Consider the following 19004-nt stretch of genomic DNA (forward strand, 5'->3'; position numbering starts at 1 on the left):
GGCGCCGGGCTTTGGTTCGCCGCTGCCCCGGCCGTGTTGTGGGGGGGCGGGGGGGGGGGGCCCGCGTGGGCGCGCCGGCGGGGGCGGCCCCCCACGGCCGGGCGGCTGGGTCAGGCCACGTTGGTTGCGCAGGACCCCTGGCAGCTGGGCTTGCACCCGTCGTCCGTCAGGTTGATCAGCGCAGCTGATCCGTCACCGGACTCCAAGACGCTGATGTCCAGGTCGAACGGGTCGGTGCCCGCCGTGGTCGGCGCGGGCTGCGACTGTTGTTTGATCGTGTTGGGGTTCATGCAGCTCTCCCTACTAGTCGTGTGCGCTGGAGACGGTCAGGCCACGTTGGTGGCGCACGCGCTGGAGCACGTGCTGCCGCAGCCGTCGTCGGTGAGATTGATCAGCGTCGAGTGCGCGGCTCTGGCCACCGCTGTGTGCTCAGGCGACGTTCGAGGCACAGGCGTTGCCGCACGATGCCGCGCAACCGCCATCGGACGCAGATACCGCTCCGGTCGCACCGCCCGACTCGATGACGCTGATGTCGAGATCGAACGGGTCCTGCCTGGGGGCGGCCGAAACCTCCTGTGTTCGGATGTCCATCCCATTGGGAGACATGGCAAGTCCTCCTGATCGGTTTGGTGTTACCCGTCGTTGTTGCTGGTGGCTGATAGGGGAGGTATTGCTCGGCCTCCCAGACCGTTCTCAGCCATTGCCCCGTCCGCTGGCACGGGCGGGGAATCCGCTCGGGCCGGGACCCTTGGTCGGCCTGCCCCCGAGCGGGGTCTGTGTCGCGCAGCGCGAAGCGCGGGACCGCGCACGATCACGTCAGATCGTGGTGGACGGTGCTACATCTGGCCGTGTCGGTTCGGGTCCTGGCAGGCGCCTTTCGTGGTGCCGCAACCCGCGCATCCCTGGCCTTCGTTGTTGCTGATCTGGCCGTACATGGGTGTCTCCTCTATTCATCAAAGGGTCAGGTGCTGTGCGTTGGGAAAGACGTTCTGTCGGTGCGGTGTGCCGCACCGACAGGTGTTGTCAGGCCGCAGCTGCCCGCGGGGCGGAGAGAGCTCGGCGCAGTTTGGAAAGGCTGAACGTGGCGACGACCGGGGGGTGGTCGGAGGCCTCGATGACGTCGTCGGTGACGATGACTTCCAGCTGGGTCAGCGCCAGGGCGATCTGTGGTGTCGCGTAGATGCGGTCGATGCGCTGCTTGGGGCCCTGGTCGGTGCGCCACAGCGATGAGGTGGCGGCGAGACCTTCAGGCTGGCCGAGGGCGGTCCCGGCGTAGTGGCCGAGGTCCACGAAGAGGGGTGGGTATCCGTCGTGTGTGCCGGCGAGGATCTCGTCCGGCACGGTGTCGGAGACGCGCCTGCCGTCTCGCTCGATGGTGCGCTGCTCGAAGTGCGACCGGTCGGCGACCGTGCTCCAGTCGGGCAGGGCGACCGTCTCGTCGGTGGTGTGGGGGTAGGAGTTGCAGTCGCCTCCGATGATCGAGGCCATGCCCGGCTTGCCCAACACTGTCAGGCGCTTCGCCTCGCTCTTCCGCTGGGCCGGGTTGAAGGAGCAGAGGTGGAATGAGGCCAGGTGCAGCTTGGATGAGGCCCCTTTGACACGGACGACCGGATTGCAGATGGGGTGCCACATCTTGGTGGTGTGTTCGTAGTACTCGGTCGGTTCACACACGCTGGGGTCGGTGTAGACGCCGGTCGGGTTCGCGGATTCCGGGGTGGCGCTGGCGAGGAACGGGATGAGACGGCCCAGGCGGGTGGCCTCCGCCCACACCGCGCGGCGGCCGAACGTGTCCGCGCGGGTCAGTTCCTGGCGCAGCAGCACGTGAGGCTTGAGGGTGGTCAGGACGTCCATGGCCAAGTGCCAGCGTTCGTCCCCGCCTTCACGGCTGATGCCGTTATGTTCGACATTCCACGAAACCACGCGGAAGACGTCATCTTCGGACTCGCTCACAGCTCCCCTTAGTCGGGTTGAAACGGATCAGTGGTTCACGTTCGCGGCGCCGGTTATGGCGAGCGGACCTCGGGCGGCGTGCCCAGCAGTCCCATCGCCCAGCCGCGGGTGATGGCATGGGCGGGGTTCCGCGCGCCCAGCGTCTTCAGCAGGGCGCGGGCATCGCGGCGTACGTCCGTCACGGGGCGGCGCAGTTCGGTTGCCATCCGTGCGGCGGATTCGCCTTGGGCGATGCGCCGCAGAATGGCCTGCTGCTCGGGACTGAGGTCCGGGCTGGGGCCCGTCAGCTCGGACGGAGCGAGCACGTCCCTCTCGTACAGCACGTGGAGAAGGGCGGGCAGCTCCCGAGGGCCGAACGCCTCCTTGACCCGGTCCACGTAGGACTCAACCGTGGAGCGGGACAGCGAGAACTCAGCCGCCGCTTCGGGCATCGATGCCCCCTGTGCCAGCAGCTGAATGATCTCGCGCTGCCGCCAGGTCAGCGTGGGCCATGGCGCCTGCCCGATCGCCGTCACCGCAGCGGTTCCCAACTCGCGTTGTCGCCTGCGAGGGATGCGGCCAGGCCACGGCCGGGCTCTGCCACCGGGCTGGGACGGTGCCGGTCGAGAGCCTGGCCCAGCATCTGAGGTCCGACCAGGTGCGTCTCGCGGCGGCTGCGCACCCAGTAGCGGCCGGGCGGGGCATGGCGATGCAGAGGGGGCAGGACGATGCGTCCGGAGCCAAGGCACGGGGCCAGTTCGTGCTGCCAGCGACGGCTGGTGCCGGGCGGGACGAGCAGATACAGCCACGGCCCGTCGGGATCGCGCATCACGGGTCCGCACCCGTGGGGTCCTTGACGCACGTCGAGCTCGGCAACGACCGCCTCGCCCGCTGATCCCGCAGCGATCACCGCGACGTCGAACAGGTTCCCGCCGATCGGCACTTCGAGGCTCTTGCCTTCGTCGGCGGCGAGAAGGGCCCGGATCAGCTCCGCCAGGTCGGCCATATCAGTGGCCACTGGGCTGTCCGCCAGCCCAGTTGGAATCATCATCGCTCACTCTTCCCACAGGGCACCTGGCACGTGAACCAAGTGCGTGTCGTCGCTTGCTGGTCTGCGTGGCGTCGCTGCTACCTGCCGGAGGTGTCCGCTGGGTTGATGCGCTGGAACCACAGGCGCTGGTTGTCGATCTCGGCCACGGTCGGCATCAGCGTCACGTCCTGCCAGGCCCGGTTGAGCACCGTGACGCCCACCTCCTTCACAGCCGTGCGCACCCACTGGGAGCCCTCGTCATAGGCGGACTGGGGCGGGCCAGGAGGACGCGGCGCACCGTTCTGGTCGGCCGCGCCCTGGTAGCGGGCGACCGCCTCTTCGTGCATCCGTCGGCACAGCGCCGTCTCCCGGCCGGTCGAGCCGACGGGAACCTCCCAGCCGATCAGACGCGTGGTGACCTCGGTGTCGGCCCAGCGCGCGTGCCCGGAGAGGAAGAAGCTGGGGCGCAGCTGCTCAAGCCCCCACCAGTGAGGGACAGAGGTCAGCTGCGCGTGGAAGGCCGCCCCCTCACCGGCTCGGTGCTGACCCACACGCGTCAGTTCGTGCGCCAGCACCTTCATCAGTTCCGGCTCCTCGTAGCCGTTGTGGTGCAACATCTCAGGCGCCATCAGGACCTGCGCTATGCCGTTGCCGTCCTCGATGGTCGCGCCGGCAGCCCCCATCCAGATGTAGCGCAGCTCCGCCTCCAGGGCGGTCAGCCGTGCGTCGAGCTGGAGGATCTCGTCGTCGCTCATGTCGAAGTGGGCAATGTCCCGGGCGTTGACCCGTGCCTGGTGGTCGACGACGGCCTGCACCCAGGCGACCGGACTGAGTAAGCGGATCACCGGACGTGGCCCCAGCAGCAGGCCGGTCACCTCTTCCACGACAGGAATGACCCGCGGTGCTATCCGCTCGATCTGCTCCGCGAACTCGGGGTGCTGCTCGGTCTCTTGGCGGACGTCACATGCGCTCACGTAATGCTGTCTCTCTGCTGGTTAGAGTCGTGGAGGCCCGAGCGGCCTCCCTGGTCGTTGGCCCTGGCTTATGTGTGCCGGGCAACCCATGGCGCCGCTAGGGGCTGAAGCGCCTCGTCGGCGCCTCGGGCGGCAGTCCTGGCCTGGCGATGAACACCGTTCCGCGCGGCGCCCTGTGCTCAGGGGTCAGGTGGGTGCCCCGCCGACGTACCGGCAGCGGCGGCTTCTCCGTCTCAGGCTGGTTCACCGGACGCCCCTGCCGTATCTGCGGAACATGTCGAGGACCGCGTCCGTGGCGTGGGCAAGGTTCCGCCAGTGCTGCCATGCGGTGTAGTCGCTGTCGGCTGGCGTGGGGCGCATGGGAGTGTCGAGGATCCGGTAGGCGGCCCGGAACACCGCCCGGACGGCGGGAACGTCCTCGGGGTAGTCCTCGCGCAGGAGACGACGCAGGTGCTCCGCGAGTTCCTCGCTTTGCTCGTCGAGGTCGGCACGGTCCAGCTTGCTCAGCGGCGACTGGATCGCGGCGTCGATCGCCTGCTGCATCACCTCTATATCCGGCGGCGCCTCCGGGACGAGTCGACGCTTGTCCGGGTCTCGCTTCATGTCCACTCTCATCGGCTGTGAGTTCACGAGGCTCACGGCACCCCCTTCTGCACGTAGGTCAGACGCTCTCTGTGAGCGCCCCTGGAGCCTGGCTACGTGACCAGATAACTCCCGTGCTACCGAGGCGGGTTAGGGCGTAGAGCCCTGTTCCTCCGCGTGGCGCCTAGGGGGTTTTGGGGGTTCCTTTACCTGACTGTCGGTGCGCATCGACCTACTGTGCGGTCATGGACGCCATGCGTAACGAGGCTCTTGAGGCGTGGATTAAGGAGCACGGCCACAGCTCCAACAGCCTTGCCAGAGCCGCTAACTCAGCCCTGGATCGCCTCACCGGTCGGCCGGGGCGCTACGACGGGCGCACAGTTCGGGACTGGCGCTCGGGAAGGGTCCGTTGGCCAAACGAGGCAGCGCGACGAGCGTTGGAAGACGTCACCGGGTTGTCCGCAGTCGCTTTAGGCTTCGCGCCACGAGGGCGGCCTTCGCCCATGGCAGCCCCACCGCAGGAGGACCCGATGTACCGCCGTACGTTCGTCGCCGGATCTCTCACAGCAGTCGCGGCAGCCGCTGCCCCTGCCGCAGCCGCATCCCGCACCGTCGGCATGAGCGATGTCGAGCGACTGCAGCGTAAGTTCGCTCTTGTCATCGCCAGCGATCATCGCCACGGCGGCCAACTCGTCATCGAGGAACGTGCCGTGTCTCTTGCCAGAGAGGCCTTGAACCTTCAGAACTCCGGCAGTGCTACCCAGCGCGTTCGCAGCAACCTCTACGCGACTGCGGCCTCCTTCCGTTCTTCCGCAATGTGGGCGGCCATTGACGGCCGTCGGTATCACGACGCAATCGGGCACATGCGAGAGGCTCAGACGCTCGCCGAACTATCCGGTGATCAGGCCATCAAGTTCCGCATCTGGTCGCACGCCGGCACCCTCTACCGGCACATGGGGCGCCCTGCTGATGCGCGCGCAGCCAACGACGTAGCGCGCAATCTCTACATCACACGCCGAGACCCCCTGTTTGCGTCCCTCGGAATCGCCCGGCAGATGGCTATCCAGGGAGTTGCCCAGGATCGCCGTGGACTGCGCCGAACCTTCGATCAGGCGCAGGACGCAATGGGACGCGCAGAGCCGGGCACATTTCGCCCCGTGTGGCTGCTGGCCTTCTACGACGAGGCCGAACTGCACTCGCTCGCGCTCTCGGCCCATCTCGCCGTCGGCGACTGGGCCACTGCCGAGTATCACGCGCACCGTTGCCTCGCCGCACTCCGGCCGTACATGCGCCGTTCACGGGCTATCGCGACCAGCCGCCTCGCCCATGCCCAACTGGCACAGGGGCACGCCGACACCGCAACACGCACTGCCATCTCCGTTCCGGCCGATGCCGCTACCAAACACGCTCGGGTTTCCCGCATGCTTCAGGAGTTCGGTGCTGCCCTGCGCGCCGCCGCACCGGGCAGCGACAGCGCACATATCTGGACCGAGCACACTGCCACCTGGAGGGCTACAGCATGACCTCGGCACCCGCCATCGATCTCCGCACGTACAACGAGCTCGACGCGATCCGCGGCGACCTGCTCGACGTGTACGCCGAAGTACGTGCCCCGCTGCTGCACCTGCCGAACTACGCCGTCACTGTGTTCGGCGAGCGTTTGGACCGGCACGGGGTAGAGCCGGGCTTTGTGACGGTCCTGGCCTACGCCGATGAACACCCGGTGGGCTACGCGTACGGCAACAAAATCGAGGACGGCGACCGGTATTGGCAGCGAACCAGCCCGGCACCGGATGAGAAATACACTGCGCGACCGGCTGCGGCCTTGAAGGAAATCGGAGTTCGACCCGCCTGGCGTGGCACTGGAACCGCACGGCGAATCCACGACGCGTTCCTTGCCAGTCGTGAAGAGCAGAACGTGACGCTCATGGTCAATGAGGCGGCCGGGGATGGGAAGGTCCATGCGCTCTACCGGTCATGGGGGTATGAGGACATCGGGCACAGTCAGCCCTCACCGGCCTCGCCCCGCCTCACAGTGATGATCCGGCGCACCCGCTGAGCATTATGTACGCGGTAGCTGATCCTGCCCGTTGAAACCGCGGCCGCGCCACGGCCTCCTCAATGGCGCGACCGCCTGCCCTCGGCCGCTGCCTGACCCGCCACTACCGGCACCGGCGCGCGGGCACCAGCCACGTCACCTCCATCGCCGTCTCCCCCTCGTCCTCATCGGTTCCGGGATCGTCCGGGGCCGGGGCCTGCCGTACCTGCTCGATCTGCCGCTCGATGCCGCGCAGGTTCTCCTGCAAGTCCATAGTCACCACGCCGTCCACGGTGACCTTCAGCGGATCGGCGAGGAGCTTCGCGCGCCGCTCGCCCAGGACCTCCAGCGCGACAGCGCGTACGTTCCGCAGCCGGAAGAACCGGCGCTCCAGGTCGGCGGGGTCTGTATCCGGGCCGAGCTGCGCCAGCAGCCACGATCTCTGGAACTCGTCCACGAGGGACTCCTTCATTGAACGAGGTACGGCCCGTCACCAGACGGGGATGCTGGTGACGGGCTGTACGGGCAACTACGACCCGGACGAGCGGGAGCGCCGGGCTTGCGGCTTCCTCGCCCCGCCGCCGGCCTCCCCTGCGGCGGCCTCCGGGACGCTGTCCTTGCCGGTCGGGTCCGGCTCACCGACCGCCACCGGCTCCGGCTCGCGATCCTCGAGTACCTGGTTCCAGGCATCCGGGTTGGTGATCAGCGCGGCTACCTCCGGGTCCGGGCACTCGCCCGGCAGCAGGATCAGCTCTTCCCGGGTAGCCGGGTCCTGGACGTACACCGCGGCCTTCAGCCGCCCGCGGCCCGCCATCACAGGACCTTCGCCACGATGTGCGCGTCCGGGGTGTGCATGACCGGCATCCCGACCGCGGCGCCCTTGGTCCAGATCTGCACCGGGTCATCCTGCACACCACGGGTGATGATCAGGCCGGGAGCGTCCTCGCGGATGATCTCGGGGTTCGAGCCGCGCGACAGCACCAGGGCCTCCGCGGTCACCCCGTACATGGTCTGCGCCCACTTCTCCCGCTCCGGCGGCACCAGAATCCACAGGTCCTCCGGCAGCACCTTGCGGGGCTTGCCGTCCACCCTGACCTGGGCCTTGTAGAACTGGATCGGCGGCAGCGAGTAGTTGCCGCGCACCACGTTGATCTGCTGCGGGGTGAGCGTCGCCGTCGGCGTGGTCGACGGGCTGACGCTGCCGTAGTACGCCGCCCTGTACGCGTTGTTCGCCGCCAGGTACGAGAACGCCTTCCGGCTGGTGATCACCAGCTCGGGCTCCGGCGCACCGATGTCGTCCAGGTGCTGAATCCACCGCAGCTCGTCCGCGATCGGATCGGAAGCCGGGGCCGACCACGGCCGTGAGACGACCGGCATGTTCTCGACAGGAACATTCCAATCCACCTCCAGCGTCAGGCCGTTCTCCTGCTCCAGCGTGAAGCGGCCGTCCGCGAGCACATCGCCCGCGGCCAGCTCCAGCCGGGACCGGATCGCCTCGACATGGCGTTCCACGTCGTCATACAGCAGCTCGATCAGCCGATCCTGATCGGCGCCGTGCGACGCCTCCAGCAGGATCTGCTCCTGCTCGGAGACGACGAGCTTCTGGCCCAGCGCAGGCAGCGCACCCTCGCGGGACGTCTGCCACGCCTCACGCGTCGCGAACGGCACGCTCGCGTTGAACGCCCGGTACTTGGCGACGTTGACGTACCGGCCGGAGTCCTTCGTACGCCACTTCACCTCCCGCATCTCCACGTTCGGGAAGATCGACTGGGTGAGGAGGAAGTCCTTCGGCGACGGGATGGCCCTGGCGAACGTCGTCAGGTCCATGACCGAGACGTCCTTGAGTAGATCCTGAATCGTCACAGCTCACACCGCCGCTCAGACGAATCGGATCTGCGCGGCACGCGGGTGCCACGTCAGTTCGGACACATCGATACCGCCCGGCACCTTCGACGCCTTCACCGCGCCGTGCCACAGCAGCGCGGCCGGAACCCGCGTCTGCCCAGGCGCGAACGGCGCCTCGGCGATCACGAAGCCACGCAGGACCTGACGCCCGCAGTGCGCCTCCGGGTCGTACGGGCCGTACATACCGGACTCCGCGACCCGGCCGACCGGCACGCCGGAGAGCACCCGGCCGTACGGCTCGCACCCATCGCCGCACACGTAGTGCGTGCCCTCGCAGAACAGGTTGAGGTCGAGAGTAATCGTGTCGACGGAGTCGGTGCCGTGCAGGGACGCCAGCCACTCACGGTTGGCGGTCGTGTACTCGGACTTGGATACGGGCTGGATGGACATGCGTGTCTCCATGGACGCTGCGGTCAGAATCCGCACACCGCCCACGGAGGCGATGTCGTCCACGAAGTTGAAAGGGGCGTGGTCCCCAAGATCTGGGCCCGACGCTACTGGGCGGCCGACTCGCTGAACTCGGTGATCAGGCCCCGTCGTTTGGCCATCTCCAGCCCGGCCGAACCAGGCTTCGAAACCGGCGTCGTACGAGAGGGGCCGCGCCCGGCCGGTGCGCCCGCAGGGGCCGCCGGCACCGCCCTGCGGACCTCCCCGAACAGCTCCGGACGCCGGGCTCGCAGGGACTCGGCCGCCGACTGGATCTGTGCCTCGTCCGCGTCGTCGTCATCCAAGGTCAGCAGACGCTCCGCGTCCACCAGGTCATCGCCCTCCGCGCCGAGCGCCACCAGCGCGGCCCGGCGAAGCGCGGCCCGCTCCCGCTCGGCAGCCAGCTCCTCGCGACGAGCGGCCTGCAACTCCCGCTCCTGAGCGGCCTGTTCGCGGCGCTCCACCTCCGACAGCGCGGCCTGCTCGGCCTCCCGCTGCGTGGACACGAACTCCGACAGCGCCTTCGGGGTGTCGAACCCGAGCGTGGTCAACAGGCGCTTGATCGCCGCCCGTTCACCCTGGGCCTTCTCCCGCGTCAGCAACTTCCCCAGACGATCCTGGGTCACAGTGACCTGCTGATCCGAGCCACCTGCGTCGGTGCCCTCGTCCAGCTGGTCGTTCGTCTCGTCCTCTGAAGAGGCACCAAGAATCGGGTAGATCGGCCGCCCGTCACGGCGGAAGCCGACAAGACGGCGAGACGGCAGGGGCCGGACCATACATCTCCTCCAGAGCGCGCCCCCGCGCTGCTGATCAGTGTAGCCACCTGCGCCGACACGACCACAGGTCTGTCCAACGTCGCCGACCGCCGTACGGTGCCACCGTGGCGGGCTGGAGTGGCCCCACTTGGCCCTCGCGACTGACCGCGGCCTCGCATGACCGTTGAATGTCTCCGCCCCTGGCGCCCTCACATGCCTCCGGCATCGTCTCCTTCAGCGATCTCTGTCGTTGGACGGGCTATGGACAGTGAATCCTGGACGGCCATCACTGGCATCGCTGGAATCGCGGGCACGGCTCTAGCGCCAATCGTGGTCGAGCGAATGCGGCGCAAGAGCGTACGTCTAGAGCAACTAACAGGTCAGCGCCTTGCGGTCTATGCCGACTTGTTGAGAGTCACCGCCAGAATCGTTGACAATGCCGACTTCTGGTCATCTGTGCCAGTCGCGGACTTGGAGCAGGCGGACCCCAACGAACTGGACCGCGTCATGAGTCAGGTCCAGGTCGTAGCAAGTAAGGATGTCCAGGAAGCCGTTAAGGGATTCTCCAGTACGGTGCACGAATTCAATCGGAAGCTCGATCTCATCGTGAGGCCGTATCACGAAAAGCTTGTTGGCGGTGAAGCGGTTGATAGCGAACTGGCCATCAGGCAGAGAATGGACCTAGGCACACTCGCAGACGCGATCCGTAGCGGGTACAAGGAGGTTGAGAAGAAGGTTCGCAGCGACCTGAAATAGTAACGTCCCAGCGATCTCACGTCGTGGCAGGGCGGCAGAGTGCCGCCATAGCAAACACACAACCACGACCATCACGGCGAACACGTCACCGACTGATCGCCACAGGCTCCCGCCCTCTCTCGACCGGCTTCCGCGCACCGGTCGAACCCGACCCGCCGCCCTCCTCCTGGTCCTCGTCGACCTCGTCCCGCCCGCGCCGAGCAGTAGCTTCCGCCATCCGCGCAGCGGCCTCCTGCTCTGCCTTCGCCCGGATCCGCTCCACCTCCTGTGACGCGTCCTTGATCGGGTACCCAGCCTCCAGCAGCATCGCCACCGCCGTCTCCAGCGACAACACCCCCGCCCCGTACGCCTGCACGACCTCCTCCAGCACCGCGCCCCGGTCGGTCGGTGTGTGCGGCGCCCACGCCAGCCGCGCCGGCAGTGTCTCCCCCGCCGTCCAGCCCTCCGCCCGGCCAGCCTGATACAACCGCTGCACCATCTTGAACAGCAACCGATACTTGTGCTCCCGCGCGAGCCGCATCATCCCGATCAACGCATCCAGGGGCCCCAACGCCAACTTCAGCGCGTACCCCGACGGCACCTCTGTGGCATCCAATGTCCCCAACCCGGCGGCCGTCACTCGCGAGTTCGCCGCGATCCGCTCCAGCAGGTGATCCACCCGCGCCCGCAACTCAGCCAACTGCGGCGACGTATCCAAGGCATCCATCCGCCCCGTCTCACCGAGCTGCCACACCGCACCAGCTTTCACCTCAAGCTCCTGCGGCCTGCCCGTCGCCCGATCCACCGGCAACCGCGCACCCGCAAGCCCGATGATCGGCGTGCCCGTCGTCGCAGAGGCCGCCGAGCTGTCCGAGTCCGTGGCCGCCAGCTCATCCAGCGCCTGCAGCACCCGCGCGAGCACCGAGCGGCCCCAATGCTCGCCGCCGTCCGGGATCGTGTTCGCGATGTGCACCACCGGCACGAAGTCGATCATCAGATCCAGGCGATTCAGTTCCGTACCGTCCGGCCGTACCCGGAAGGACGCCTTGCCCATCGGCAGACGGTCAAGCGTCTCCCCGTTCTTCAGGTCATCCAGTAGCCATTCCGCATCGGTGAGATAGCACGTCACGTTGGACGTACGGCCCGGCTCCCACGGATACGTGCGCCCTGAGGTCCCGCCACCATCCGCGTCCTCGTCACCGCCCTCGGATATCGGACCCAGCTCGTACGTCACCCGACGCACCCTGGCCTTCATCCCCGTGTCGTCGTCCGCTGGCAGCTCCCACGCCAGATGCACCCGCGTAGGGAAGTCGTCGTCCTCGTCGTCCCACTGCGGGAAGAGGAACCCGGGATCGTAGACCCGCAGCGTCGGCCGCTGCTTCTCCGGGTTCCAAGCCAGCACCATCACACTGTCCCCGAGGAGCACAGCCGCTCGCTCCGCCTGCTGGACCCGGAACGTCAGCAGCTCCTTGTCCGCCCACTTCCGCAACCGGTCCTGCACAGCAGCGGCCTCCGCCGCACCTGGCGTCGGCGTCTCCTCGTCGGCGTGCTCCGCCCCCTCAACCGCGACCTTCTGCTCAGAGCCGAGGAGGTATCCAAGCGCGGTATCGACCAACTGCGCCGCGTCACCCAGCTCCCGCCGCTCCAGCGCACTCGCATCGCCGCCGACCGCTACGAGCTGCCCAGCCTGGTTGTTGTCGTACGACGCCAACACCTTGTAAGCAGCCAGCCGCCGCAACTCGTGGGGCGGCACCCACATTTTGGCCAGCTCCGGGAACACACGGCTTCCAGGTCGGCCTGCATCAGCCATCACCGGCTTGTAGTTCAACCACGACCAGGAATCGATCAGGAACTGGCGCAGGCCCACAGCTACCCCTACTAGTTCGGCCCGCACCACCAACAACCCTAGCTGCCGCCCACCGGGGCCACATGACGCCCTTCAAGTACCAGGTCTTACTTGAAGGGGAGCGCCTTCCCAATGACGTCGCCCACACGCCCAGAGAGATCGGGGCTTGCTGTGAAGATCGTGGTGACTCCCATAACCAGAACAACCCATCGCACCGTATCGGCAACTTCAGGCTTCGCGGCGATTGCAGGGATCAAAGGAAGCATGAAGGACAGTGCCACGAGCGCCACCCCTGGGGCCGACCTCCCGATGAATTCGCGGAACCTCGTGGCCGCTTCGGGCAAGTCCGGAGCGTCAGCAAGCAAGGCCTCCCGATCGTGACGCACCAACGCCCCAACACCACTCAGGAGGGAACGAACAACACGATCAATGTCTTCAGGGCCCCGAGCGGCGGCAATGATGCGCTTGTAGGCTCGCACCGCCTCGGCGACACGCCGCCCTTCGAGCCGGAACTCACGCCGCAGCGTGCTGTCACCAGGGTCCAGCCGGTGCGCCAGCGAAAGCCCTCGCTCTATCTCGACAGCTAGGTTTTCCACATGATTACAACAGGCTCGTGCTGCCGCCGATGAACGCCAGGCCTCGCGCTCCCGATGGAGCAGACCGGCGGTACGCACAGCCCACACAACAGCCCCGTCATGCGGGTGACAAACTTCCCGAACTCGCCCACGATGCTTCAGATAGGACCTAAGCACCGCCGGAAGAGCAACCAAAAGAAAGAAGATAAATCCCGATCCCGCCACGTACGGAACTATCAATGGTGAGGGATTTTCGCGAATGAACCCAGACCACAAATAGACACCTATCACGACCATAATCGAGTAAGCGATCCGAGCGGCAAGGATGCGGTGAGCCATCGACCGCCACATCGCGACCGTGATGAAAGTCCAAAAGGAAGCCATCACAAAGAACGAGATGCGGGCGTTGCCGAATTGCGCTATCAGCAGCAAGGGCAGTGCGACAACTAGCAGCAATGGCGTGTAGACGAAGTGAAACGAGAAACCATGCCAGGAATGGAAGTGCCGCCGGGCTGCATCCTCGATGCCTCCACGCAGTTCCTCGTGGTCAGACGAGCCGACCGACAGAGCGTCATAGGCGACGAGTACCTCGCTCACTTCCCCATCCGCCTTCTCGATCGGTAGACGCCTACGTAGCCACCGCGAGATGACACCAGCCCACGCCAGACTCATCAAGCACAACTCCCCCCCCCTGAGCAAGCTAAGTAGCCCATGGTTCCATGCCCCCCTACCCACTAGCTCCTCACGTGCGAAGCCGCAGCAGTGAACAGCAGCGCCAACCACGCGCGAGCCGCATCAAGCAACTGCTCGTCAACGTCGACCAGATAGCCGCTGATCGTCCCCTCCCCTGGGAGGCGGCATCGTCGGGTCGAGGAACAGGTCCCACAGCGCCCACACCGCCGAGTCCAACAGGTCCGGCGAGTCCTCCGTCTCACCCTGACCGACGAACGTCGTCATCTGCTCCTCCAGCTCCGCGAACACCCGCGCCGGGCCGACGTGGTGCACCCGAGCCTGCTCATACAGCTGCGCCGCCGGAGCAGCCCGCGCCCTCTTCCCTCGCGTCGCATGAACGATTCGCCAGTTCACCGTCGGATCCACCTGCTCCAACAGCGCGGGCAGATAGTCACCGCCATTGTTCGCTTCGATCACCACGCAGTCCGCACGATGCTCGTGATACAGCTGCGCCACCCGCTTCATCGCCTGCGTCGGCGTATGCCGTCCCTGCTCCGCGTGCAGCAGATACCCGCAGGGCCGGTCGTCCCCGAACATCGACTCCACCGGGAGGCCGCGCCCCGCCACCGTGAACGCCGTCATGTCCGCGTTCTCGTGGCTCTTGGTCGCCGGGTCCACGGCCACCACCACCCTCTGAAGGTCCGGTAGATGCTCGGGCTTCCACCGGAATCCCTCGACCTCCAGCATCCAGCCCTGCCACAGCGCGCCCTCGACGTCCTCGAGTAGCTCGCCCGACAGCTCCTGGCGCCCCAGCCTGGTGCCGGCGTACTCCTCCTCCAGCTCCTCACGGGCCGCCATGCTCAGGTTCGCGTCGTTCTCCCGCATGTGCCCGCGCGTCAACACCACCCGAGGAGGAACCCCACCCTCCCGGTGCGCCTTCTCCTGCGCCCGGCCACGCTCCACCAAACGCTTGACGTGCGGGAGCGGCTTCGGCGTCGTGGAGATCACGACCTGCGGGGTGTCCGCCTCACGCAGGCAGAACCACAGCATGTCGTAGACCTCTTGCGCGGTGTGCCGCGACCAGGCGGCATATTCGTCCGCCCACGCCTTGTCGAACGCCCAACCACGCAGGTTGTCCGGCGTCTCCGCACCGAACCCCCTAATCAGCGTGCCGTTCTTCAACCTGAGTGTCGTGTCACCCAGCGACGAGGTGTACTTCGATATCTCCTCCGGCGGGAACACTGACAGCAACCCCGACTTCGGGGACTCAAAGCAGATGTCGCGCACCAGCGTCGCGTTCTTCGCCACTACCGCGATCTGCTGCCCCGGCGTCCGCGCCCACTCCCGCACCGCCTCCGCCGCCGTCCGCGATTTTCCCCAACCACGGCCGGTGAGCAGCATCCACACGGTCCACAGCCACAGCGGCCGCCGCTGCGCCGCACGGGCATGGTGATGCAGCCACCCCGCATGAGGCAGCCCGTCGCAGTCCTCGACCTCGCACGCCCAGCGCCGCGACGACAGCTCATCAGCCCGCACCAGCGCCGCGACCTCGGCCCGCAGCTGCTCCTCGCTCATCACCGACGGGTCCGCGAACCCCTCGACCAAGCCCCGCTTGGCCCGGCCCCGGCTCACTGCCCACCCTCCGACAGCCGCCGCTCCAACTCCCGGCGCAGCTGATCCATCCGGGCCCGGCGCTCCTCGTCCGACAGCACCGCCACGTCCGCGCCCTGGTCCCGCTCCTCAGCCGACCCGGCCACCGGCGCCTCGCCCACAGCCCGGCGCTCGATCTCCGCCGCCACCTGGACATACCGCAGCAGCTCCGACGGCGACAGCTCCCGCGGGTCGAGCGTCTGAAGCCGCGCCACGGCCTTGCTCTGCACCGCCTGCGCCAACTTCGCGTGCCTACGGGCAATTTCACGCCGCGCCTGCGCCTGCTCCGCAAGGAACAGCCGGTCCTGCTCCCTGTCGTACGCCGTCGCCCGCATCACCCATGCGAACTGCCGCGACCACCGGCCCACCAGCGTGCGGGATTTATCCAACTCCCGTGCCACCTTCGTGACACTCCGCACCGGGCCGAGATCGCGGTACACAGCGAACGCCTCGAACGCCTGGACCGACTCCCCGCTCTGCCGCTCCCAGGACTCCACGGTGCCCTCGGCCACCGCTCACCTCCTGGCCAACGGCCTCTAGTTGCTCTGTACGGCCAGGACTTCCAGTGCGCGCCACGGTTCGTCCGCTGGCACAGTGCCGTCCTTCACCATCCGGTCGATCGCCGCCCGTATGACGGCCGCCGTCTCCACTGGCAAATCGCGCACGCCAAACACGGACTCCAGCGGCGCGGTCCCAACCCGGGTTGGCTCCCCGGTACCCGCGTCGAACCAGCCTTCGGCCAATTCCGACAGGTGCCGCTCGAACACAGAGAGGATCACTCCGAGCGCCGTCGCACTGTTGCCGATCTTGTACGCGGCCCGTGACGTCTCCAACGCATCGAGCACCGGCTCGTACTGCCCCAGCCCCGCCACCCACCGCTCATCCGCCGTCGCCGTGGAGCGGGCCGCGTCGAACGCCGCTTCCGCCCGCTCCAGCTCGGCGGGCAGGAACATGAACTGCACGCTGGCGAAGTCGAGGTTCGCCTCACCCAGGGAGGCGACGTCCACCTTCTCCAGCAGGTCCAGCGTCTTGTCGTCCAGGCCCGTGTACTGCCGCCACTCCACGTTCTCCAGCTCGTCGTACAGCTCCTTGAGGATCGCCGGATCGTCCTGCCCCGCGATGGCGTTGTGCGAGAGCTGGAGCGCGATCTGCCGCTGCCGGGGCAGCGGCTCATCTATCTGCATCCACCAGATCTGCGGCAGGCCGGCCTCGACCGCTGCGAGGGTGCGGTGGTTGCCCGACAGGACGACCAGCCGTCCGCCTTCACGGTCGTTCCACACCAGTGGCGTCGAGGTCAGGTGCCCGTCCCGCTCGATGTTCGCCACCAGCTGCCGGAACTGCTCATGCGGCAGGAACCTCGCGTTGTGGTCGAGCAGCGTCAGCGTGCGCGGGTCGCCCTGCACCATCTGCGGCGGGGCGAGGCGAGTGGACTGGCTCTCCATGATCAGACTCCCGTCTTCGTCGTTGGGGCGCCCCACCGCTTCGCCCACGTCTCAAGGGCCTCGGCCAGCGAGTGCTGGCCCATCGCCCCCTCGTACTGGAGCTGGAACTTCCAGCCGTCCTCGTTCGACGGACTGCGCTTGGTCAGTCGCAGCAGCCCGCGGTACTTCATCGACACCGGGTTGTTGCTGAACGCCGTCGTCGCCACGCGTCTAATCCGCCGCGAGAACGCCCGCTGGCACAGCAATTGCGTCTCGGCACTGGTGGCCGCGAGCACGATCAGCTTCGACAAACGCGGATAGTCGGTCGGCGCGACCGCGAAGTCCGAGAGCACGTACGCCTCGTCCGGGGTGAACGTGCTGGGAGCCATCGCGAAGACACCCAGCAGCCGACCGCCGCCATCCCGCACCGCGACCGCCAGGTTCGCCGCGCCCGGAGCGATCCTCGGGTTGAGGTACCGGGAGCGCAGCGCGTTGAACTGGCCGGGCTTGAGGAGCGAGAGCGTGAGCGGGCCGACCAGTTTCTCGCCCTCGCGCAGGCGCGGGATCTTCACCGGGTCGATCGGCTGGCGCGGGGCGACGATCCGTGTCGGGGCCTCGCTGGCGTACACGTAGAAGGGAGCGGCGCGCGGCGTCGCCTTGATCACGCCGCGCAGGTACGGGTGCAGCTCGGGCACGCTGTGATTGGAGGCGGTCAGCCAATACGGCCGGTCCGTGATCGCACCGAGCACGCTGACCACATCGTCGTCGGTCAGCGGCTCGTACTGCGGCGCGTCCCAGGTGAAGTGAGCTTCCAGCGGCTCGTACAGCTTCTCGTACCCTCCGCCGTAGAAGGGAGGAAAGCTGCACACCGGAGCGTCACCAGGGACCTTCTGGAGCCAGGAGCGCACATCCTCCACCTCGTACGAGGCCAGTTCGACGTCCGAGTTGGACAGCCGCTCGACGGTCTCCGCGTGCTTGGCCTTCCACTGCTCCCGGTAGGAGCGCACCACGCGCTCGTGCCACAGCCCTTCGCGCCCGACGCTGGCGAGGAAGCGCGTGCCGAGCATGAGCGTGGCCACGGTGCCGACGCCGTCGTCCAAAGAGTCCGCGAGCCAGCCGAGTTCGTCGGCACTCTCCTCGCGGAGCTGGAGGCCAACCGGCTGCCGGGTGAGCCACCGGCCGACCGCGCTCGTGTAGATGGACACGTCGGAGGAGTGGAGGCCGAAACCCAGGCCAGCCAGCGACCGCTCGATGGTGAAGTTTCCGCAGCACGGGACGTACACCGGGCCGCGAGGCCACAGGCTGGCTGTCTCGCGCACGATCGAGCGCATGGGGCCGGGGATGGTGCCCTGGAACATCTCTCCTCCTGGAAACGACAACGCCCGACCTCGGCGGGATGCCGGGCCGGGCGCTGCGCGGAACCTAACACAAGGAGCGCAGAGCCCCTTGAAATCATGTCACCTATCTTTGGTGAGCGGTTCCGACGCTCACATCAGGGTGCCCTGCCGATATTGCTCGTCTTCCCTCGGGGACAGCTCCCGCACCTCGTCCCCCGTTCGCTCCCTCCACCAGGTGGCGAACACTCCGCGGTGACACCACAGCCCCGGTTTGGCAAGATCCTCGAAGCAGAGCAGCACCAGGCGGTGATCCCCTTCAGCCTCCGCGATCTGCCGCAGCAGCGCCGCCACCCGCTCCGGGCCGAGCTTGTCGAGATCAGCCCTGTACGCCTTCTCGAACTCGGGCTTCGCCGCGTTGAGGTATTCGCGACGTGGCGCTAGCTCCCGCACCGAGTGAGTGAGGGAGTAGGGGAGCTTGAAGCGGACACCGCCCAGGGTGATCCGTACCGGCACCCCTTGGGACGGCCGGAATTCCTGAAATCGGTTGGTGAACAGAGTGAGCACTCAGCGGTTCCTTTCGTGCTGCGCAGCGGCCGGGTGCGCGCCGCCGGCGGGCCTGGATTCCCTTCGGTGCCGCCCGCTCGGGCCCTGGTGAACCTGAGCGGCACCGGGGGTGCAGGGAGGGTTCCCCCTGCACCCCCGGCCTGGGCCAATCAGAAGCGCCGAACCTCGTCGCCGAGCTCCGGGATGATCGTGAGCTTGGACCCGGAGTCCCAGTCGACCTCCAGGTGCCCCAGGCGCGCATCCCACCTCGCGACCGTTCCCTGGTCGCCCTGCTGCAGCCGCGTGTACTCGTCGGCAGTGTGAACGAGCTCCACTCGCTCCCCCTTCTCGAATTCTTCCATTTTCAAATCCCTTCCATTCCGTCTTTACTTACACTTATATCTTAATCGCAAACACCACTAAAGCAAGATGTACGGTAATTGAATTCAAGCAATTCCAGCCGACCAATGAAGCCTTCCCCGCCCTTTATCTCGCAGGGGGGCGGGCCCGCCCCCAGAGACCCCCCCCCCCCGCGGTTGTGGTGGGGGGGGCGCCCCCCCCCCCCCCCCCGCGGGCCCCACGAGCC

General features: G+C 67.3%; 25 protein-coding genes. 3 read left to right on the forward strand and 22 right to left on the reverse strand.

Annotated elements, in window-relative coordinates; genetic code table 11:
• Positions 1 to 110 precede the first annotated feature (110 nt).
• The 9 genes from ACFWY6_RS01000 to ACFWY6_RS01040 all read right to left on the reverse strand — a co-directional run bounded on the left by ACFWY6_RS01000 (position 111) and on the right by ACFWY6_RS01040 (position 4536).
• Positions 111 to 290 carry an FxLD family lanthipeptide gene (locus tag ACFWY6_RS01000; protein WP_384684695.1) on the reverse strand — a complete coding sequence of 60 codons (180 nt, stop codon included), beginning with the start codon at positions 288 to 290 and terminating at the stop codon, positions 111 to 113.
• 36 nt (positions 291 to 326) lie between these two features.
• On the reverse strand, positions 327 to 482 hold the full coding sequence (locus ACFWY6_RS01005) for an FxLD family lanthipeptide (protein WP_384684776.1): 156 nt from the start codon (positions 480 to 482) through the stop codon (positions 327 to 329).
• Entirely contained in the window at positions 430 to 606 is a 177-nt protein-coding gene (locus ACFWY6_RS01010; RefSeq protein WP_384684698.1) for an FxLD family lanthipeptide, read from the reverse strand. Before ACFWY6_RS01010 ends, ACFWY6_RS01005 begins: the two co-directional genes overlap by 53 nt.
• 417 nt (positions 607 to 1023) lie before the next feature.
• A complete protein-coding gene (locus tag ACFWY6_RS01015; RefSeq protein ID WP_384684701.1) occupies positions 1024 to 1950 on the reverse strand; it encodes an endonuclease/exonuclease/phosphatase family protein in 927 nt (308 codons plus the stop codon).
• A 53-nt stretch (positions 1951 to 2003) separates the two neighbouring features.
• Positions 2004 to 2465, reverse strand: a complete 462-nt coding sequence (locus tag ACFWY6_RS01020; RefSeq protein WP_384684704.1) for a LuxR C-terminal-related transcriptional regulator — start codon at positions 2463 to 2465, stop codon at positions 2004 to 2006.
• Complete coding sequence (locus ACFWY6_RS01025) at positions 2462 to 2947, reverse strand: hypothetical protein (protein ID WP_384684708.1); 486 nt, start codon at positions 2945 to 2947, stop codon at positions 2462 to 2464. Before ACFWY6_RS01025 ends, ACFWY6_RS01020 begins: the two co-directional genes overlap by 4 nt.
• Positions 2948 to 3057: 110 nt before the next feature.
• Positions 3058 to 3933 carry a hypothetical protein gene (locus ACFWY6_RS01030; RefSeq protein WP_384684711.1) on the reverse strand — a complete coding sequence of 292 codons (876 nt, stop codon included), beginning with the start codon at positions 3931 to 3933 and terminating at the stop codon, positions 3058 to 3060.
• Between the two features lie 97 nt (positions 3934 to 4030).
• Positions 4031 to 4180, reverse strand: a complete 150-nt coding sequence (locus ACFWY6_RS01035) for a hypothetical protein (RefSeq protein ID WP_384684714.1) — start codon at positions 4178 to 4180, stop codon at positions 4031 to 4033.
• Complete coding sequence (locus tag ACFWY6_RS01040; protein ID WP_384684717.1) at positions 4177 to 4536, reverse strand: hypothetical protein; 360 nt, start codon at positions 4534 to 4536, stop codon at positions 4177 to 4179. The genes ACFWY6_RS01035 and ACFWY6_RS01040 overlap by 4 nt, the downstream gene beginning before the upstream one ends.
• A 596-nt stretch (positions 4537 to 5132) precedes the next feature.
• On the opposite strand from ACFWY6_RS01040, the gene ACFWY6_RS01045 reads away from it, so the two are divergent.
• Both ACFWY6_RS01045 and ACFWY6_RS01050 read left to right on the forward strand, forming a co-directional pair.
• Positions 5133 to 6038, forward strand: coding sequence for a hypothetical protein (locus ACFWY6_RS01045; RefSeq protein ID WP_384684720.1), 906 nt, complete (start codon positions 5133 to 5135; stop codon positions 6036 to 6038).
• Complete coding sequence (locus ACFWY6_RS01050) at positions 6035 to 6574, forward strand: GNAT family N-acetyltransferase (RefSeq protein WP_384684723.1); 540 nt, start codon at positions 6035 to 6037, stop codon at positions 6572 to 6574. The genes ACFWY6_RS01045 and ACFWY6_RS01050 overlap by 4 nt, the downstream gene beginning before the upstream one ends.
• Before the next feature lie 103 nt (positions 6575 to 6677).
• On the opposite strand, the gene ACFWY6_RS01055 is transcribed toward ACFWY6_RS01050, so the two are convergent.
• From ACFWY6_RS01055 to ACFWY6_RS01075, 5 genes are all read right to left on the reverse strand, one after another.
• On the reverse strand, positions 6678 to 7010 hold the full coding sequence (locus tag ACFWY6_RS01055) for a hypothetical protein (RefSeq protein ID WP_384684726.1): 333 nt from the start codon (positions 7008 to 7010) through the stop codon (positions 6678 to 6680).
• Positions 7011 to 7082: 72 nt separating this feature from the next.
• Entirely contained in the window at positions 7083 to 7367 is a 285-nt protein-coding gene (locus ACFWY6_RS01060) for a hypothetical protein (RefSeq protein ID WP_384684728.1), read from the reverse strand.
• Positions 7367 to 8416: a major capsid protein gene (locus ACFWY6_RS01065; protein WP_384684731.1), complete on the reverse strand. Its 1050-nt coding sequence runs from the start codon at positions 8414 to 8416 to the stop codon at positions 7367 to 7369. The genes ACFWY6_RS01060 and ACFWY6_RS01065 overlap by 1 nt, the downstream gene beginning before the upstream one ends.
• Positions 8417 to 8431: 15 nt before the next feature.
• Positions 8432 to 8848, reverse strand: coding sequence for a head decoration protein (locus tag ACFWY6_RS01070; protein ID WP_384684734.1), 417 nt, complete (start codon positions 8846 to 8848; stop codon positions 8432 to 8434).
• A 104-nt stretch (positions 8849 to 8952) separates the two neighbouring features.
• Complete coding sequence (locus ACFWY6_RS01075) at positions 8953 to 9660, reverse strand: hypothetical protein (protein WP_384684737.1); 708 nt, start codon at positions 9658 to 9660, stop codon at positions 8953 to 8955.
• 240 nt (positions 9661 to 9900) lie between these two features.
• Here ACFWY6_RS01075 and ACFWY6_RS01080 point away from each other — a divergent pair, with 240 nt between their 5' ends.
• Complete coding sequence (locus ACFWY6_RS01080; RefSeq protein WP_384684740.1) at positions 9901 to 10395, forward strand: hypothetical protein; 495 nt, start codon at positions 9901 to 9903, stop codon at positions 10393 to 10395.
• Positions 10396 to 10480: 85 nt separating this feature from the next.
• On the opposite strand, the gene ACFWY6_RS01085 is transcribed toward ACFWY6_RS01080, so the two are convergent.
• The 8 genes from ACFWY6_RS01085 to ACFWY6_RS01120 form a co-directional block, all read right to left on the reverse strand.
• Positions 10481 to 12241: a hypothetical protein gene (locus ACFWY6_RS01085; RefSeq protein WP_384684743.1), complete on the reverse strand. Its 1761-nt coding sequence runs from the start codon at positions 12239 to 12241 to the stop codon at positions 10481 to 10483.
• Between the two features lie 86 nt (positions 12242 to 12327).
• Entirely contained in the window at positions 12328 to 13392 is a 1065-nt protein-coding gene (locus ACFWY6_RS01090; protein ID WP_384684746.1) for a hypothetical protein, read from the reverse strand.
• 213 nt (positions 13393 to 13605) lie between these two features.
• Positions 13606 to 15099, reverse strand: coding sequence for a terminase large subunit domain-containing protein (locus ACFWY6_RS01095; protein ID WP_384684749.1), 1494 nt, complete (start codon positions 15097 to 15099; stop codon positions 13606 to 13608).
• On the reverse strand, positions 15096 to 15629 hold the full coding sequence (locus tag ACFWY6_RS01100) for a hypothetical protein (protein WP_384684752.1): 534 nt from the start codon (positions 15627 to 15629) through the stop codon (positions 15096 to 15098). The genes ACFWY6_RS01095 and ACFWY6_RS01100 overlap by 4 nt, the downstream gene beginning before the upstream one ends.
• A 24-nt stretch (positions 15630 to 15653) precedes the next feature.
• Positions 15654 to 16559 (reverse strand): ParB N-terminal domain-containing protein, encoded by a 906-nt coding sequence (locus ACFWY6_RS01105; RefSeq protein WP_384684755.1) that lies wholly within the window; start codon positions 16557 to 16559, stop codon positions 15654 to 15656.
• Between the two features lie 2 nt (positions 16560 to 16561).
• Complete coding sequence (locus ACFWY6_RS01110; protein WP_384684758.1) at positions 16562 to 17896, reverse strand: hypothetical protein; 1335 nt, start codon at positions 17894 to 17896, stop codon at positions 16562 to 16564.
• Positions 17897 to 18025: 129 nt separating this feature from the next.
• Positions 18026 to 18439, reverse strand: a complete 414-nt coding sequence (locus tag ACFWY6_RS01115; protein WP_384684761.1) for a hypothetical protein — start codon at positions 18437 to 18439, stop codon at positions 18026 to 18028.
• 149 nt (positions 18440 to 18588) lie between these two features.
• Positions 18589 to 18780 (reverse strand): DUF4314 domain-containing protein, encoded by a 192-nt coding sequence (locus ACFWY6_RS01120; protein ID WP_384684764.1) that lies wholly within the window; start codon positions 18778 to 18780, stop codon positions 18589 to 18591.
• Between the last annotated feature and the right edge of the window lie 224 nt (positions 18781 to 19004).

It is taken from the genome of Streptomyces sp. NPDC059037 (assembly GCF_042740015.1).
In the GTDB taxonomy this organism is placed as follows: Bacteria; Actinomycetota; Actinomycetes; order Streptomycetales; family Streptomycetaceae; genus Streptomyces.